At 70.2% G+C, this 17,175-nt stretch carries 17 protein-coding genes and 1 pseudogene; 13 read left to right on the forward strand and 5 right to left on the reverse strand.

Features of this window, described 5'->3' with window-relative positions:
- From ACFDTC_RS14240 to ACFDTC_RS14285, 10 genes are all read left to right on the forward strand, one after another.
- The coding region (locus ACFDTC_RS14240; RefSeq protein WP_375259549.1) for a dTDP-4-dehydrorhamnose 3,5-epimerase family protein at positions 1-314 on the forward strand (314 nt) is incomplete at its 5' end.
- Positions 311-1,354, forward strand: coding sequence for a dTDP-glucose 4,6-dehydratase (gene rfbB / locus ACFDTC_RS14245; RefSeq protein WP_375259550.1), 1,044 nt, complete (start codon positions 311-313; stop codon positions 1,352-1,354). The genes ACFDTC_RS14240 and rfbB, both read left to right, overlap by 4 nt.
- Positions 1,351-2,190 (forward strand): dTDP-4-dehydrorhamnose reductase, encoded by an 840-nt coding sequence (gene rfbD, locus ACFDTC_RS14250; protein ID WP_375259551.1) that lies wholly within the window; start codon positions 1,351-1,353, stop codon positions 2,188-2,190. The genes rfbB and rfbD overlap by 4 nt, the downstream gene beginning before the upstream one ends.
- Positions 2,187-3,062 carry a glucose-1-phosphate thymidylyltransferase RfbA gene (rfbA, locus tag ACFDTC_RS14255; protein ID WP_375259552.1) on the forward strand — a complete coding sequence of 292 codons (876 nt, stop codon included), beginning with the start codon at positions 2,187-2,189 and terminating at the stop codon, positions 3,060-3,062. The genes rfbD and rfbA overlap by 4 nt, the downstream gene beginning before the upstream one ends.
- A gap of 162 nt (positions 3,063-3,224) precedes the next feature.
- Complete coding sequence (locus ACFDTC_RS14260; protein ID WP_375259553.1) at positions 3,225-3,779, forward strand: hypothetical protein; 555 nt, start codon at positions 3,225-3,227, stop codon at positions 3,777-3,779.
- The gene (locus ACFDTC_RS14265; protein WP_375259554.1) at positions 3,776-4,438 is read left to right on the forward strand and encodes an ABC transporter ATP-binding protein; all 663 of its coding nucleotides are present in this window, start codon (positions 3,776-3,778) and stop codon (positions 4,436-4,438) included. Before ACFDTC_RS14260 ends, ACFDTC_RS14265 begins: the two co-directional genes overlap by 4 nt.
- Positions 4,435-5,586, forward strand: coding sequence for an ABC transporter permease (locus ACFDTC_RS14270; protein ID WP_375259555.1), 1,152 nt, complete (start codon positions 4,435-4,437; stop codon positions 5,584-5,586). Before ACFDTC_RS14265 ends, ACFDTC_RS14270 begins: the two co-directional genes overlap by 4 nt.
- Positions 5,587-5,611: 25 nt before the next feature.
- A complete protein-coding gene (locus tag ACFDTC_RS14275) occupies positions 5,612-6,376 on the forward strand; it encodes a DUF4198 domain-containing protein (protein ID WP_375259556.1) in 765 nt (254 codons plus the stop codon).
- Positions 6,373-6,705, forward strand: a complete 333-nt coding sequence (locus tag ACFDTC_RS14280) for a hypothetical protein (protein WP_375259557.1) — start codon at positions 6,373-6,375, stop codon at positions 6,703-6,705. Before ACFDTC_RS14275 ends, ACFDTC_RS14280 begins: the two co-directional genes overlap by 4 nt.
- Positions 6,705-7,586 carry a metal ABC transporter substrate-binding protein gene (locus ACFDTC_RS14285; protein WP_375259558.1) on the forward strand — a complete coding sequence of 294 codons (882 nt, stop codon included), beginning with the start codon at positions 6,705-6,707 and terminating at the stop codon, positions 7,584-7,586. Before ACFDTC_RS14280 ends, ACFDTC_RS14285 begins: the two co-directional genes overlap by 1 nt.
- Here ACFDTC_RS14285 and ACFDTC_RS14290 read toward each other — a convergent pair.
- From ACFDTC_RS14290 to ACFDTC_RS14300, 3 genes are read right to left on the reverse strand one after another with little or no spacing between them, the layout of a single operon-like run.
- Positions 7,580-8,623: a lipocalin-like domain-containing protein gene (locus ACFDTC_RS14290; RefSeq protein WP_375259559.1), complete on the reverse strand. Its 1,044-nt coding sequence runs from the start codon at positions 8,621-8,623 to the stop codon at positions 7,580-7,582. The genes ACFDTC_RS14285 and ACFDTC_RS14290 overlap by 7 nt on opposite strands.
- Positions 8,613-11,000 carry an FtsX-like permease family protein gene (locus ACFDTC_RS14295; protein ID WP_375259560.1) on the reverse strand — a complete coding sequence of 796 codons (2,388 nt, stop codon included), beginning with the start codon at positions 10,998-11,000 and terminating at the stop codon, positions 8,613-8,615. The genes ACFDTC_RS14290 and ACFDTC_RS14295 overlap by 11 nt, the downstream gene beginning before the upstream one ends.
- On the reverse strand, positions 10,997-11,653 hold the full coding sequence (locus ACFDTC_RS14300) for an ABC transporter ATP-binding protein (RefSeq protein WP_375259561.1): 657 nt from the start codon (positions 11,651-11,653) through the stop codon (positions 10,997-10,999). Before ACFDTC_RS14300 ends, ACFDTC_RS14295 begins: the two co-directional genes overlap by 4 nt.
- Positions 11,654-11,859: 206 nt before the next feature.
- Here ACFDTC_RS14300 and ACFDTC_RS14305 point away from each other — a divergent pair, with 206 nt between their 5' ends.
- From ACFDTC_RS14305 to ACFDTC_RS14315, 3 genes are all read left to right on the forward strand, one after another.
- Positions 11,860-13,524 carry a histidine kinase N-terminal 7TM domain-containing protein gene (locus tag ACFDTC_RS14305; RefSeq protein ID WP_375259562.1) on the forward strand — a complete coding sequence of 555 codons (1,665 nt, stop codon included), beginning with the start codon at positions 11,860-11,862 and terminating at the stop codon, positions 13,522-13,524.
- An 82-nt stretch (positions 13,525-13,606) separates the two neighbouring features.
- A complete protein-coding gene (locus ACFDTC_RS14310; RefSeq protein ID WP_375259563.1) occupies positions 13,607-14,533 on the forward strand; it encodes a response regulator in 927 nt (308 codons plus the stop codon).
- A 6-nt stretch (positions 14,534-14,539) separates the two neighbouring features.
- Positions 14,540-14,875, forward strand: a complete 336-nt coding sequence (locus ACFDTC_RS14315) for a hypothetical protein (protein WP_375259564.1) — start codon at positions 14,540-14,542, stop codon at positions 14,873-14,875.
- A 59-nt stretch (positions 14,876-14,934) separates the two neighbouring features.
- Here ACFDTC_RS14315 and ACFDTC_RS14320 read toward each other — a convergent pair whose 3' ends face one another.
- Entirely contained in the window at positions 14,935-16,938 is a 2,004-nt protein-coding gene (locus ACFDTC_RS14320) for a response regulator (protein ID WP_375259565.1), read from the reverse strand.
- Positions 16,939-17,028: 90 nt separating this feature from the next.
- Positions 17,029-17,157: pseudogene (locus ACFDTC_RS14325) on the reverse strand (PAS domain-containing protein); the annotation flags it as partial.
- Positions 17,158-17,175: the final 18 nt, after the last annotated feature.

Consider the following 17,175-nt stretch of genomic DNA (forward strand, 5'->3'; position numbering starts at 1 on the left):
TGGCGGTCGACCTGCGCGCCGGCTCGCCCACGTTCGGGCGCTGGGCGGGGTTCGAGCTTTCGGCCGGAAACGGGCTGCAGGTCTTCATCCCCGAAGGCTTCGCGCACGGGTTCATGACGCTCGAGCCCGACACCGAGATCGTCTACAAGTGCTCGGACTACTACGCGCCTAGCGCCGAGCGCGCCTTGCGCTGGGACGACCCCGAGATTGCCATCGCATGGCCCACCGCGGACGCGCCCGTGCTGTCGGAGAAGGACGCCACGGCGCCCGGCTGGTCCGGTTTCCGCACTCCGTTCGCGATGGCGCCCGCATGAAGATCCTCGTGACCGGCGGGGCGGGGTTCATCGGCTCGGCGGTGGTGCGTCGCGCGATCGCGGACGGGCACGCTGTGGTCAACCTGGACGCGCTGACCTATGCCGCGTGCCTCGACAACGTCGCCTCGGTGGCCGAGGCGCCCGGCTATGCGTTCGAGCATGCCGACATCCGCGACCGTGTCGCGCTGGACCGGGTCTTCGCGCGGCACCAACCCGACGCGGTGATGCACCTGGCCGCGGAGACTCATGTCGACCGGTCGATCGACGGGCCCGGCGCCTTCGTCGAGACCAACGTGAACGGGACCTTCCACCTGCTCGAGGCCGCGCGCGCCCATTGGCAATCCCGCGGCCGGCCCGAGGGCTTTCGTTTCCACCACGTCTCGACCGACGAGGTGTTCGGCAGCCTCGGGGCCACCGGTCACTTCACCGAAGACACGCCTTACGATCCGCGCAGCCCCTACTCGGCGTCCAAGGCGGCGTCGGATCATCTGGTGCGGGCCTGGGGCGCGACATACGGACTTCCGGTCGTGGTGTCGAACTGCTCGAACAATTACGGACCCTACCACTTCCCGGAAAAACTGATCCCGGTGGTGATCCTGAACGCGCTGGCCGGCCGGCCGATCCCGGTCTACGGCGACGGGTCGAATGTGCGCGACTGGCTGTATGTCGAGGATCACGCCGAGGCGCTGCTGACGGTGCTGCAACGGGGTGCGGTCGGGCGCAGCTACGCCATCGGCGGCGGGAACGAGCGCAGCAACCTCGACCTCGTGCGCACCATCTGCGCCATTCTCGACGACCGCCGCCCGCGCACGGCGGGCCCGCACGCGGACCTGATCACCTTCGTGTCCGACCGTCCGGGCCACGACGCGCGCTATGCCATCGACGCGACGCGGATCCGCGACGACCTGGGCTGGCGGCCGTCGGTGACGCTGGACCAGGGGCTGGCGCGCACGGTGGACTGGTACCTCGACAACGCGAAGTGGTGGCAGGCGCTGCTGGACCGCGACGGCGTCGGGCGCCGCCTGGGCGCGGGCGCATGATCCTCGTCTTCGGCAGGTCCGGCCAGGTCGCCACGGAACTGGTGCGTCAGGCCGACGTCACCGCGCTGGGCCGCGACGCGGTGGACCTGCGCGATCCGCCGGCCGCGGCCGACGCGATCGCGGCGCGCAACCCCCGTGCGGTCATCAACGCCGCCGGCTGGACCGCCGTCGACGCGGCCGAGGGTGCCGAGGCCGAGGCGCACGTGCTGAACGCCGAGGCGCCGGGCGTCATGGCGCGCACCTGCGCCGCGCGCGGCATCCCGTTCCTGCACCTGTCGACCGACTACGTCTTCGACGGCGCGGGCACGACCCCGTGGCACGAGGACGACATGCCTGCGCCGCTGGGCGCCTACGGCCGCACCAAGCTGGCCGGAGAGCACGCTGTGCGCGACGCGGGCGGGCCGTACGTGATCCTGCGCACCTCGTGGGTGTTCTCGGCTCACGGCACGAACTTCGTGAAGACCATGCTGCGCCTGTCGGACACACGCGATTGCGTCTCGGTCGTGGCGGACCAGGTCGGCGGGCCGACGCCGGCGGCCGCCATCGCGGGCGCGCTTCTGCGCATGGCCGACGCGATGCAGGCGGGGAAGGCGGGCGGCACCTACCATCTGGCGGGCGAGCCGCATGTCAGCTGGGCCGAGTTCGCCCGCGCCATCTTTGCCGCGGCCGGTCGCCGGACTGAGGTCGACGACATCGCGACCGCAGACTACCCGACGCCGACGCGGCGGCCGCTCAACAGCCGGCTGGACTGCGCGGCCATCATGCGCGATTTCAACATCCCCGCGCCGGACTGGCGGGACGGGTTGCGGGACGTTCTGGAGGAGTTTCAGGCATGACCGACCGCAAGGGCATCATCCTGGCCGGCGGCACGGGCACGCGGCTGCACCCGATCACGATTGGCGTCAGCAAGCAGCTGCTGCCGGTCTACGACAAGCCGATGATCTACTACCCTCTGACCGTCCTGATGCTGACCGGCATCCGCGAGATCTGCGTCATCACCACCCCGCAGGACCAGGAACAGTTCCGCCGCACGCTGGGCGACGGATCGCAATGGGGACTGGCGCTCGACTACGTGCAGCAGCCGTCGCCCGACGGGCTGGCGCAGGCCTACCTGCTGGCCGAGGATTTCCTGCAGGGCGCGCCGTCGGCGATGGTGCTGGGCGACAACATCTTCTTCGGCCACGGCCTGCCCGAGCACCTGCGCGCGGCCGACGCGCAGGCCGAGGGCGGCACCGTCTTCGGCTACCGCGTGGCCGACCCGGAGCGCTACGGCGTGGTCGATTTCGGCCCCGACGGCACCGCCCGCGCCATCGTCGAGAAGCCGGCCCGCCCGCCGTCGCCCTACGCGGTGACGGGCCTCTACTTCCTCGACGGCACGGCGCCCCGGCGCGCCCGCGCGGTCACGCCTTCGGCCCGCGGCGAGCTCGAGATCGCGACGCTGCTGCAGATGTACCTGGACGACGGGGCTCTGAGCGTCCGGCAGATGGGGCGCGGCTATGCCTGGCTCGACACCGGCACGCACGGCTCGTTGCTGGACGCCGGCAACTTCGTGCGCACGCTGTCCGCACGGCAGGGCCAGCAGGTCGGCTGCCCCGAGGAAATCGCTTGGCAGATGGGCTGGATCGACGCCGAGGCGCTGGCCGCCCGCGCCGCGCTGTTCCGCAAGACGGCCTACGGCGCGTACCTTGACGGCCTGCTGAACGAGTGACGCCCTGCCGGGCGCGGCCTTGTCGCCCGGTCCGGGACGGGTATACCTGACCAAGGGCTTCACCATCGGGTGCCCTCGAGCGGGCCGCGCGCGTCGCGGTCGCAGACCTCGCCTAAGCGGGCGAGGGCCCTAGGTTCAGATCGGGATGGACAGGAGAGAATAGTGCGCATCGGCACGATCATGGCGCTGTCACTCGGCCTTTCGGCGCTATGCGTCATGGCGCTGGGGCTCGCGGGGCGACAGGGCGGCGCCTACCCGGTCGCCTCGGGCGCCGCGCTGTCGGCACCCGCCTTGGCTAACGATGCCGCGGACGTGGTGCCGGACTACCTGGCCGTGATCTACGACGCCTTTGGGCGCACGGAAGAGGCCGAGATCTACGACACGCTGGCGCAGGTCGCCGGAGGCGATGCGCTGGTGACGCTGTACCTCGAACGCATGGGCGCGATGGCGGGCGTGGACTACGAGCCCGACCAGACGGTCTTCGAGATGGAGATGCTGGACCTCGACGCGCGCGAGACGGACGGCGGCGTCTGGATGGACGCCACGTGGCACGTCATGGGGATCGTCGGACACGGCGGCCACAGCCACGTGCGCGACAACACCTACGCCGCCGAACTCGAGATGACGCCAACGGACGGCGCCTGGCGGATCACCCGCTTTTCGCTGACCGACGCCGAACGGGTCACGGCGGATGCCGGAGGGGCGAGCGGACTGTGATCGACATCGCCGACCTCGACTTCGCCTATCCGCGCGGCGGCTTCCGGCTGGACGTGCCGCATCTCGCCATCGAGAGGGGTGCGCGCGTGGCGATCGTCGGGCCGTCGGGGACCGGCAAGACCACGTTGCTGAACCTGGTTGCCGGGCTGCAGGTCGCCGCGCGGGGACATGTCACCGTGGACGGGCACGACCTTTCGACCCTGGGCGACGCGCAGCGCCGCGCCTTCCGCGCCCGGCGCATCGGCTTCGTGTTCCAGAACTTCGCGTTGATGGACTACCTGAGCGCGCGCGAGAACATCCTCTACCCCTACCGCATTGCGCCGGGGCTGGTTCTGGACGACGCGGTGCGCGACCGGGCCGAGGCGCTTGCCACCGCCTGCGGAATCGCCGACCGGCTGCACCGCCACCCCGGCGCGCTCAGCCAGGGCGAGCAGCAGCGCGTGGCGATCTGCCGGGCGCTGATCACCCGGCCCGGCCTGATCCTGGCGGACGAGGCGACCGGAAACCTCGACCCCGACACCAAGACGCTGATCCTCGACCTGCTGTTCGACCGCGCCGCCGAGGCCGGCGCGACGGTGCTGGCGGTCACCCACGACCACGCGCTGCTGCCGCGCTTCGACCGCGTGATCGACTTCGCCGAGCTGCGGAGGGCCGCATGAACGCCGCCTTCCTTGCCTTCGCGCACCTGCGCTGGCACTGGCTGCGCAGCGTCGTGATGGTGCTGGTCGCCGCCGTGATCCTGGCCGTGCCGCTGGTCAGCCAGACTTTGCTGCGCGGGTCGGAACGCACTCTGACCGCCCGGGCCGAGGCAACGCCGCTGGTGCTGGGCGCGCGCGGCAGCCAGATCGACCTCGTGATGGGCGCGCTCTACTTCGGCGAGGATCGCGCGCAGCCCGTCACCATGCAGGCGGCCGAGGACATCTGGGACAGCGACCTCGCGCTTCCGATCCCGCTCAACACGATGTTCACCGCGCGGGATGCCCGCGTGGTCGGCACCAGCCTCGATTACTTCACGTTTCGCGACCTCGAGGTCGCCGAGGGCCGCCGCTTCGCCGTGCTGGGCGAGGCGGTGCTGGGCGCGTCCGTCGCCCGACGCTTGGGGGTGGGTCCCGGCGACACGATCGTGTCGTCGCCCGAGAACCTGTTCGACCTCGACGGGGTCTACCCGCTGCAGATGACCGTGACGGGTGTCCTTGCGCCTACGGGCACGCCCGACGACGAGGCCGTGCTGACCGACGTCAAGACGACCTGGGTCATCGCCGGCATCGGTCACGGCCATCAGGACGTGGTCGAGGAAGGGCAGGACCCGGTGACCGCGAACGCGGCGCTGGTGCAATACAACCGCATCACGCCCGAGAACATCGACAGCTTTCACTTCCACGGCGCGCCGGAAAGCTACCCGCTGACCGCGGTGCTGATCGAGCCGTACGACACGCGGTCGGGCACGATCCTGCGGGGGCGCTACCTCGATCCCGAGGACCCGCTGCAGCTCGTGGTGCCGGCCGACGTCGTGGATCGACTGGTCGATCGCATCTTCCGCATCGCGACGCTTCTGGACGCGGTCAGCGCCATCATCGGCCTTGCCGCGGCGGGCGCCGTCGCCCTTGCGCTGGGCCTTGCGTGGCGGTTGCGCGCGCCGGAGCTGGACACCGCGCGGCGCATCGGCGCCGGGCGCGGCATGATCCTGCGCCTCGCGGGGGCCGAGATCGCGATCCTGCTGGGCGCGGCGCTGGTGGTCGCGCTCGGCCTTGTCATCGCGGTGCAATCGCGCGGCGATACCCTTGTCATCTGGCTGATCGCCCAATGAACCAAGCAACCCGGAGGAGAAACCCATGACCCGAACCGTATCCCTCGCCGCCGCGATGGCCCTGGCCGCCGCACCGGCCCTTGCCCATTACGGGATGATCATCCCGTCCGATCCGATGGTCAGCCAGGAGGACGGCCGCTCGGTCGATCTGACGCTGTCGTTCAGCCACCCGTTCGAGGGCATCGGGATGGACCTCGCGCGGCCCGAAGCCTTCACCGTCACGCACGAGGGCGAGACGACCGACCTGCTGGACGAGCTGTCCGAGGCGACGGTCATGGATCACCCGGGTTTCACGATGGAATACGCGCTCGACCGGCCGGGCACGCATGTCTTCGCCATGACGCCCCAGCCCTACTGGGAGCCCGAGGAAGATGCCTTCATCACGCATTACACCAAGACCTACGTCGCGGCCTATGGCGACGACAGCGGCTGGGACACCGAGCTTGGCCTAAAGACCGAGATCGTGCCGCTGTCCAAGCCCTTCGGGTTGTGGACCGGCAACGTCTTCCAGGGCGTCGTCATGCTGGACGGCATCCCCGTCGCGAACGCCGAGGTCGAGGTCGAGCACTACAACCAGACCGGCGCCGCCGTGCCGTCGGACCTGATGATCACGCAGACGATCAAGGCGGACGAGAACGGCGTGTTCACCTACGCCGTGCCGGCCTCCGGCTGGTGGGGCTTCGCTGCGCTCAACACCGCCGAAGAGCCGATGATGTACGAGGGCGAAGAGAAGGCGCACGAACTGGGCGCCGTGATCTGGGTGCAGTTCGAACCGTGGAGCGTCGAATGATCCGTCTCGCCCTTCTGCTGAGCCTGCTCGCGGCGCCTGCGCTGGCGCATGACCTGCGCGTTTTCGCGCGCGTCGACGGCGACACGGTGATCGTCGAGACGACGTTCTCGTCGGGCCGCGTGCCGACGGCGGGCGAGATCGCGCTGACGGATGCCGAGGGCGCTCCGCTGGGTACCGTAATGCTGGACGATGACGGCGAAACCGCCTTTGCGCTGCCCGACGCGGTGCGCGACACGGGCATGCGCATCGACGTCACCGTCAGCGAGGGGCACCAGGATTACTGGCTGCTCACCCCCGGCGACATCGCCCGCGGGCAGGAGGAGCAGTGATGACGCGCCTTGCCACCCTCGCGGGCGCGCTGGTCGCCGCCCTTCTGGCCGGCGCGGCCCTCGCGCAGGACCGTCCCGCCGTTGCACCGGTGAACTACCCGCTGGCCTTTTTCGCCGAGCGGCTGGGTGGCGACGCGGTCGAGGTGCGCTTTCCCGTGCCCGAGGGGCAGGACCCGGCGTTCTGGGTGCCAGGGTTGGCGGATCTCGGCGCCATCCAGGACGCCGAGGTGATCGCGCTGAACGGGGCCGGCTACGCGCCGTGGACCACCCGCGTGTCGCTGCCCCGCTCGGCCATGGTCGACACGAACCGCGGGCTTCAGGACCGCTACATCCGGACCGAGGCGATCACCCACAGCCATGGCGAGGGCGAAGAGCATTCGCACGACGCGATCGCCAGCCACACTTGGCTGGACTTCGCTATCGCCGCCGATCAGGCCGATGCGCTGGCGGTGTTCATGCAACGGCGGATGCCGGACCTCGCCGACGCCATTGCGCGCAACCGCGCCGCGCTGCGCGACGACCTGATGGCGCTTGACACGCGCGCGCAAGAGGTCGCTGTCGGCCTCGAGAACGCGACGATCCTGGCCACGCACCCGGTCTACCAGTACTTCGCCCGCGCCTACGGGCTGACCATCGAGGCACTGGAATGGGAGGCCGGGGCGATGCCGACGGCCGAGCAGTGGGACGCGCTGGCCGCGCTGCAGGCCGAAACCGGCGCCGGCACCATCCTGTGGGAGGCTGCGCCCCCGGACGAGGCTATCGCCCGCGCCGAGGAGATGGGCCTGCGCTCGGTCGTCTTCCCGCCGCTCGCCGCGCCGCCGGCCGAGGGCGATTTCGTCTCGGTCATGTCCGGGATGCTCGACGCGCTCGAGGCTCAGTAGCCGGTCATCTCGAGGTAGCCGCGCCCGGCGTGGCTGCCCGATACCTGCACCGGCCCCTCCCAGTAGGGGACGGCGGTGGTCATGTACGCGCCGGGGTTCAGCGCGGTGACTGTCGCGTCGAGGTCGCGGTCGGGCAGCGTGACGCGCCAGCGGGTGGGCACAGTCCGGCCCGCCACGTCGGTCGTCTCCAGCGGTTCGGCCGAGAAAGCGCCTTCGGGATAGGCGGTTGCAGCGCCGTCCGGGGCGATCCACGTGGCCGAGGTGTAGGCCTCGTCCCCGCCGCGCAGGCGGAAGCCCATCAGCTTGGCGCCGCCGTCGAACGACAGCGAGAACCAGTCCCATCCGGTCTGGTTCGACGCCAGAGGCTGCGACGACCACTCGCGATCCACCCATGCGGAGCCGGTAACCTCGACGGTGCCGTCGGGCAGCGTGATCGTGCCGTGCGCGTCGAAGAAAGGCTGCGAATAGTAGTAGCTGGCCTGCCCGGCCGCGGACTTGACCGAGTAGCCGTCGTCGCCGTGGAAGACCAAGGGCCCCTGCGCGTCGAGCGCGAGGTCGTAGGCAAAATCCGGCCCCGCCGCCTGCAGCCGCAGGTCGTCGAAATCCGGCCCCCACAGGCGCCAGTCGTCGATCCAGGCCTCGAACGGCTGCGCGGTCACGCCGGCCTGGCCGATGCCGCCGCGGGCAAAGCGCTCGGCCACCAGGTGGTCGTCTTCCGAAGTCACCGCCGCGTGCGCGAACCAGACCTGCGGGCTGTCCCAGCCGTCGGTCTCGTAGGGCGCGAGGGCCGAGCGGAAGAGTGTCCATTGCAGCCCGTAGGGCGTGCCGTCCGGGCCGGTGAGGTTGGCGGTCAGATACCACCACTCGATCCGGTACTCGGGATGCGGGCCATGATCCGCCGGGAAGTCGAAGGCCCGGCCACGCTCCGGATCGGCGAAGCCTTCGGCGTCCGATCCCATGCCGGCGAAGCCTTGCGCCGACATTGCCTGGGGCAGGGCGAACAGCCCCAGGCACAGCGCGGTGGTCCTAGCGTTCATGGGCAAACACCTTCAGCAGGGACGCGGGCGGGGTGCGGGCCAGCCGCCGCGCGGGCCAGGCGGCCGCCAGCGCCGCGGCGACGAGGGCCACGCCGGCCAGCGTCAGGTAATCCAGCGGGAAAAGGAACATCGGCAGCCGCCAGCCGAACGCCTCGACGTTGACGAAGGCCAGCAATACCCATGCGAGCGCAAGCCCGAGCGGCACCGCCAGAATCGCCGTCAGCGCGGCCAGCACCACCGCGCGCAGCAACTCGAGCCAAGCCAGATCGGCGCGCCGAAGACCCAGCGCCCAGACGGGCGCCAGCTGCGGCAGACGCATCGTCGCGAGCGTCAGCAGCGACATGAAGATCGCGAAGCCGGCCACGGTCAGCGTCAGCACGTTCAGCGCGGCCGAGACGGTGAACGTCCGTTCGAACACCTGCAGCGAGAAGGCCTTCAGCGCCGCCTGATCGGTCACCCCGCTGTCGGGCAGGCCCAGATCCTCGGTCAGCGCGCGGCGCAGGCGGGCGGGGTCGTCGGTGACCAGCCCGAAGCGGGTGGGCGTCACGTCGGGGTGCAGATCGCGGAACAGAGCCTCGGCGATGATGGCCTGCCCGATGGGGTTCCCGTAATCGCCGAAGACGCCGGCCACCGGCAGCGCGACGTCCGGTGCGATGGTCAGCGTGTCGCCGACCCACAGCTCGCCGCGGCGGGCCAGCTGTTCGTTCACGATTACCGCATTGCCTTCGGCCACCGCCAGCCACGGCGCGTCGGTGGCGTCGAGGAAGCGCCAGTTCTCGCGGTAGGTGGCGCCGACGCGCGCGCCGTAAAGCTCGGCCGGTTGGCCCGCCAGGCGCGTCTCGACCGACTGGATCGGCATGATCTCGGACGTCAGCGGCGCCGCGAAGGTCTGCAGCGCGGCGCCATCCTCGGCCGCCACGTAGAGGTCGGCCGCGAGGCGCTGGTCCAGGAATTCGGTGAAGGTCACGCGGAAGCTCGACACCATGGTCGAGACGCCGATATTGGCGGCCATCGCCAGCAGGAGCGCCATCAGCGCCAGGCTCAGCCCCGAAAGCTGCTGGCGCGTGTCGGCCCAGAACCATTGCCACAGCGCCGCGCGGGTGCGGCGTTCGACCCGCGTCAGAAGCCAAGACAGCACCGGCGGCAGCGCGAGCGCGGCACCGATCAGCAGGCAGCCGAGCATCGCGAAGGCCGCCACCAGCCCGTCGCCCGCGACCGCCAGCGCGCCCGCCACCGCCAGCAGCAGGACCGCCACGGCGGCCTGCCAGCGCCGGGCGCGGGCGCCCGACAGTGCCCATGCGCGACCGCCTCCGGCGGACAGGATCGGCATTCGTGCGATCCGCCACAGCGCATCGGCCGAGGCCAGCGCCGCGCCGCCGACCGCGATCGCGAGGCCCGACAGCCACCAGTCCGGGCGCAACTGCACCCCGCCCGACACCTGCGCTCCGTAAAGCCCCTCGATCGTCGCGGCGACGTTTGGCAGCAGCGCCGCGGCGATCACGTATCCCAGCGCCACGCCGATGGTGCCGGCGATCAGCGCCAGCGCCAGAAGCTCGGCGGCCATCAACGCGATCAGCCGTTTCAGCGGCATCCCGAGGCTGCGCAACGTGCGGACCATGCCGCGGCGCTGCTCGAAGGCGAGGCCGATCGCGCCGTGCACGATGAACAGGCCGACGGCAAAGCTCAGCAGGCCGAAAGCGGTCAGGTTCAGGTGAAAGCTGTCGGTCAGGCGGCCGACATCCGACGTGCCCTGCGCGGGTTGGCGCACCAGCCCCAGCGCCAGCTCGTCGAGCGGTGGCAGGCCCAGCGGTTGGGTGTCGCCGACCACGAAACGGCTGATCCGCCCGTCGAGCCCCAGCAGGCGCTGAGCCTTGCCGATGTCGGTCAGCGCGGTGCCCGGGGCGATGGCGGACTCTTCGGTCACGGGTTCCTGCCGGTCGCGCAGGATCCGCGCGGCGTCCGGAGCCGCGATCAGCGGCGGATCGGCAAGGAAGCCCGCGAGATCATCTTCCGCTTCACCACCGACGGGGCCCAACCCCTCGGGCGCGGTCAGCGGATCGAGGCCCACGATCCGCACGGTGCCGCCCTCGTCCCGCAGCCGCCCCTCGACCACCGGCGAGACCTGCCAGCCGGCGCGGCGCAGCGCGATGTAAACCGATTGCTCGACCGTCTCGCCCGCGGCGGGAAGCAGCTGGTCGTAGCGACCCTGTCCCAGCGTGTCCGCTGCCGCGTCGTAACTTGCCCGGGCCTCGGCGTTGATTGCCTGCACGCCGGACCACAGAGCGGTGGCCATCGCCAACCCCGCGACCAGCGTGAACAATTGCAGCGGGTTGCGCCGCCAGTGCGACCACAGGGCCTGAAGCCCGGCGCGGGTCATGCCAAGCGGCCGCGCGTCAGGTGCGCGCGCCGGTCCATTCGCGCCGCCAGCGTGGGCGAATGCGTGACCATCAGCAACGCGGCACCGGTCTCGGCTACCAGCTCCAGCATCTGGTCCAGCACCTGCCCGGCGGTCGCCTCGTCGAGGTTGCCGGTCGGCTCGTCGGCCAGCACCAGCGCGGGCGCGGCAGCCAAGGTGCGTGCGATCGCCACCCGCTGCTGCTGCCCGCCCGACAGTTGCTCGGGGTATTTCCGCAACTGCGCCCCCAACCCCAGCGCATCGGCCAGCCTATTCGCACGGTCGGAATCGTACCGATCCGCAAGGCGCGCCTGGAAGGCGATATTCGCTGCCACGTCCAGCGACGGGATCAGGTTGAACTGCTGGAAGATCAGCCCGACCGTGCCGCGTCTCAACCCCGCCCGTCCGCGATCGTCCAATTCGGTCACGTCCTGCCCGTTGAGCCGGATGGTCCCGGAATCGGCGGTGTCGAGCCCGCCCACCAGGTGCAGCAGCGTGCTCTTGCCCGACCCGGACTCGCCGGTCAGGGCTAGGGTGCCGCCCGCTTCCAGCGACAGGTCGACGCCCTGCAGCACCGGCACCGGGCCGTCGGCACCGGTATAGGACTTGGTCACGGACTCGAGCGCGAGCAGCATGGCTTCTCCTTTCGAGGGGTAGCTATTGCGGTGTCCCGCAAGGGAAAGGGCCCGGTGCGCCCGCGCCGGGTCGCAACGTCGCGCCGTGCAAAAGTGGACATTCGACGCGCTTGCGCCTACCAGACTCGAAGCGCGTTCCGGCCCCTAAGGTCGTCGGCGGGCGCCGGGACACGAACGGACGGCAGACCAGACGAGAGCGCCCGCGCTTGGCAATCCTTGAGACCTTCTCGACCTGCATGCAATCGACCGACTGGTCGGGCGTGTCGATCGCCGCGCTGATGCTGGCGGTCTCGCTGCTGCCGCTCTCGCTGTGGCTGGTAGCGTTCCAGCGGTTCCCCGGCCGGACCGCCCTGTTCATGGCCAATCTCGGCATGCTGTGGTGGCTGTTCTTCGCCGCGTTCGAGCTGTCGGTCGACATGCTGGGGTGCAAGCTGTTCTTCGGTGGGCTCATCCACACCGGGATCACGTTGGTGCCCACGGCGTGGCTGATCTTTCTGATCGCGCACAAGCAGGGCCAGCCGCCGTTCACCCGACCGGTGCGCCTGTTCCTGTACCTCGTCGTGCCCGCCGCCGTCAGCGCGCTGGCGCTGACCAGCCCGGCGCACGGGCTGTTCTACGGCCCCGACACGCGGCTGGTCGACGGCGAGGTCCTGCACGACCGCGGCATCGGCTTCGTCGCGGCGGCGGCGTATCTCTATTTCTTCCTGATCTGGGCGCTGTTCATCCTGGTGCGCGCCTACCGCGAGGGGGCGCGCTACCAGCGCCCCCAGGTCGTGCTGCTGCTGGCGGTCACCGGCATCCCGATCGTCGGCAACCTGGCCTACACGCTCGGGGGGTTCAGCCTGGCCGGCTACGATCCCACGCCGTTCCTGTTCGCGGTGGCGGTGGGGGCTTACGTCATCATGCTGCTGGGCGGCGGCGCGCTGAACGTGTCGGCGATCGCGCGCAGGCAGGTGATCGACACGCTGCCGCAGGCGATCTTCGTCGTTACGCGCGAGGACGAGATCATACCATCGAATGCCGCCGCCATGCGGATGCTGGCCGAAGAGGTCGACCACCGCGGGGACGAGAGCGATCCCGAGATCGTCGAGGACCTGATCGCCCGCTTCCACGCCTGCCGCGACACCGAGGGCCGGCGGCTTGCCTCAGAGGCGTTCGGCCTGCGCTACTACGATTTCTCGGTCGATCCGGTCCGTCCGGTCTTCGGTCCCGTCCACGAGCCGCTGGGCTGGCTGTTCTCGGCCCAGGACGTCAGCGTGTCGCGGGCGCGGGAACGCGCGCTGGAGCGCATCGCCCGTCGCACCGAGACCGCGCGCCGGCAGGCCGAGACCTCGGCGCAGCTTGATCCGCTGACCGGCCTGCTGAACCGGCGGGCGCTGGGGCGGCGCTTCGACGTCATGGCGGCCAGCGGCCAGCCGCTGGCCGCGGCGGTGCTGGACGTGGACCACTTCAAGGCGATCAACGACCTGCACGGACACGACTTGGGCGACCTGGTGCTGGTCAACCTGTCGCGGGCCTTGCGCGCGCGCTTCCGCGAGGCCGACGCCGTGTTCCGGTTGGGAGGCGAGGAGTTCCTGGTCCTGGTCGCCGGCGCCGAGGAACAATCGTTGCTGCTGAGGCTGGCCGACGTCCGAAACGTGGTCGGCCGAGCGGTCGACGTGCACAACCTGACCGTGCCGGCGATCGGCTTCTCGGCCGGAATCGCGCGCCTGCCCGACGACGGCACCGATTTCGAGGCGCTCTACCGCGCGGCCGACTCGCGCCTTTTGACCGCCAAGTCCGACGGCCGCGACCGCGTGGTCACGGCTGCGCGCAGCATGGTCTGGTCGGCGGTCGGGGCTCCGCCGGACGGCCCGCAGGGGCCGCGCTAGCGTTTCATTAAGGTCTCGGGGCGTACAGTTTCCGTAGAATCTGGTCGGGTTACGCATGCTGATATCGCCCTCGCAGTTCCGGATGCGCGTTCTTGTCGTGGATGACGATGCCGCGAACCTCGAGATCTGCGCCGCCTACCTGGCCGAGCTGGGCCATACCGACGTGACGACCGCCGCCGGTGCCGCCGAGTGCCTGGCGGCCGTGGACTCGGCGCTGCTGCCGTTCGATTGCCTGCTGGTGGACATCCAGATGCCCGGCCTGAGCGGGATCGACGTGACGCGCCAGCTGCGCGCCCGACCCGGCTACGAACGGACGCCGATCCTGATGATCACCGCGCGTACGCACGAATCGGCGATCAAGGATGCGTTCGATGCCGGCGCGACCGATTTCATTTCCAAGCCGGTCGCGTTGCGCGAACTGCGCGACCGGATCGAAGGTGCCGTGGGCCTGTTGCACGAGGGCGATCGCCTGGACACGCTGCGCGCGGTGATGAACCACAGCGACTGGCACGACCTGTCGCGACTCGGCTTCCACGAACCCGCGCCGCTGCCAAGGACCGAGATGCTCGTGGATTTCGCGGCGCTGCAGAACATGGTGCAGGTCAAGACGCGACTGGGCGTGATGAACTCTTCCGCGCTGTGTTTCCACATCGAGAATGGCCGCACGCTGTTCGACGCACTCGAACGGCGGGCCTTCGTCGATCTGCTGGCTGACGTGGCCGATACGGTGATCGACGTGATGCGGCCCATGCGCCCGACGCTCGCCTATGCGGGGCGCGGCGATTTCGTTGCCCTTCTGGCCGACGCGCGCTCGATCGAGGGCGACATGATCGGGCAGGCGATCGACGCCGCGATGACGACGCTGCATCATTTCGCGGGCCACGCGCCGGATCTGTGCCCGCGCCTGCGCGTCGGCGCGATGGTGCGTCCCGAACGGCACGATGCGATGGCCGGTTACGATCTGCTGGCCCGCGCCCGTGGTGCCGTCCGCCGGCTCGACGCGGCCTGATATGCCGTGAATGAGCCCGAGGGGCTGACCCAACGCTTGGCTGGCGCGCGGCGCGGGCTGATCGCGCGCCTTCCGGGGCATGTCGACGCGCTGACCGAGGCGCGGCAAGCGATGCCTTTCACGAACGGAGTTCGGGCCGATGTGGCCGGCCGCGTTCATCTGCTGTCCGGCACCGCGCGCACGCTCGGGCTGGCCCTGCTCGACACCCGCCTGATCGACATGCAGGCCGCGCTCGATGCCGCCGGCAAAGTGCCCGAGGCCGAGCGCCATCGCCTGATACTCCCGTCGCTCGATGCTCTACTGGACGAGATGCGACGCTTGGTTGCGGAAGAGGGAATGTAGCGGACGCTGTGTGGGCGAGGGCCTGCATCAGTCACTCGCGGCCGCTCTGCGGCACATGCTTACGTTCCCGTGGCCGCCTGTTGGGCGCTGCTGCGCCCAGTCAAGGTTCGGATTGCGGACACGAAGGACGACATGTCCAAGGGCTTGGTCGCGTAGAAATCCGCCTCTCCCACATCCCGCCGGCCGAACCGCGCGCGGTCGGTCTCGCCCGAGGCCAAGACCATCGGCGTGTCCCGGTTCGCGGATCGCCCGCCGCGTAGGGCCCGGATGACGCGATCGCCGGGGATGCCGGGCATGTTGCGGTCGAGGATCATCAAGCCGTAGGTCTGCGTGAGGCCCGCCATCAAAGCCGCGCGACCATCGGTGGCCACCTGCACCTCGAACGCGGGGTCTGCGACGCGCAGGAACTCGGTCAGGATCTCGCGCGCGATCTCGTCGTCGTCGGCGATCAGAACCCGGCAATTCGACGGGTCCGCGGGTGGCGAAGGCTCAATTTCCCGGTCAACGTCGCGCTCCGCGACGAGCCGCGATGCCACGCCGACCAGATTCGACCGGCCGAAGGGCTTCGCCAGAACCGCATCGAAACCGGCCGCGATCGACTCGACCACCTGCTCGGGCTGCACGTCTGCCGTGACTGCGAGGGCCGGGACCGGCGCAAAGCCGAGTGCGGCCTCGTGTGTGCGAAGCTCGGCCATTGCCTCGCGACCGGTCTTGCCCGGCATGTTGATGTCGAGCGCCAGGAGGTCGAAGGGCGCACCGGCGCGCCCGCGCGCCTGCTCCGTCCACCGCGCCACCACCTCTAGGCCATCGCGCGCTTCGACGCAGTGCGCGCCGGTGTGGCGCAGCATGCCGCGCAGGACGGCGAGGTTGGTTTCGCTGTCATCGGCCAGCAGAAGGCGTTTGCCGGCGAGTGCGGCTTCATGAGCGGGACCGCCGAGATGCTGCGCCCCGATCACGGAAGGCGTGGACAAGTCGCGAACCTCGCACAAGGGCAGCGTCAGGCGGAACCGCGTGCCCGCGCCGGGAGTGCTATCGACCGAGATGACGCCGCCCATGGCCGCCACCAACTCGTGCACGATGGACAGCCCGAGGCCGGTGCCGCCGTAGCGCGAGGCGATCCGGCTGTCGGCCTGCCGGTACGCCTCGAACACCGTTTCCGCCTGCTCGGGCGACATGCCGATGCCGCTGTCGGCCACGTCGATCGTCACCGGGTGGTCGGCCGGGGCCGAAAGGCGGATCGTCACGTGGCCTTGGGCGGTGAACTTGAAGGCGTTCGACACGAGGTTCTGCAGGATCTGCTGCAGGCGATGCGCGTCACCCAGGCGTGGGCGTGCCGCGCCCGGATCGGCCTTCAGCTCGAAGGCAATGCCCTTCTGCCGCGCTCGCTCGCGGTACAGGCTCATGGTCTTCTCGACAACGTCGCGCGGCACCAGCGGTGCGCTTACGAGCTCGAGCTGCCCCGCCTCGATCTTGGACATGTCGAGCAGGTTGTCGAGCATGCCGACAAGGATCTCTCCGGACGCGCGGATCGTCGTCAGCATCTCGCGCTGGCCGTCATGGTCGAGCAGCGGGTCGAGCAGTTCCGCCATGCCGAGGATACCGTTGAGCGGCGTGCGGATCTCATGGCTCATGGTGGCGAGCATGCGTCCCTTCGCGGCGCTGCCCTCGATCGCGCGCAGACGTTCGGCGTAGAGCGCGGTGACGTCGGATCCCACGCCGCGGTAGCCGAGGAACGTGCCCTCCGGATCGTGGAAGGGCGTGCCCGACAGCCGCAGCCAGACCCGCTCGCCCGTGCCGCGCTCATGCTCGAACATCGCGTCCGCGAAGGGTTCGCGGGCCTCCAATCGGGCGATCAAGGCGGCCCATTCGGCGGATCCGGTGGCGCCGGGGGCCAGCGCGTCCAGCGGCTGGTGCAGCATGCTTTGCGCCGGTCGGCCCAGCAGCTTTTCGAAGTTTTCCGACAGGTAGACGTGGCGCAGGTCGCTATCGAGTTCGAAGAACCAGTCGTCTGACACGGCGGCGATATCGAGAAACCGCTTCTCGGCCGCGTCGCGGCGGGCCATCGCCTCGGACAGACGAGCGTTGATGCAGCGCAGCGCGGCTTCGGACTCCTTGCGGCCGGTGATGTCCATCAGGACGCCGGCGACCCGCATCGCGCGGCCCGCGCCGTCGCGGGCGAGGGCGCGGCCGCGGACCTCGACCCAGACGGGTTTGCCGTCGCCGCGGATCATGCGGAACTCGTCGTCGAAGATCTCGCTCTCGCCCAGCAAAAGCGCCCGCATCGCGGCGCCGGCCCGCGC

Source organism: Citreimonas sp., assembly GCF_042096055.1.
GTDB lineage: Bacteria > Pseudomonadota > Alphaproteobacteria > Rhodobacterales > Rhodobacteraceae > Citreimonas.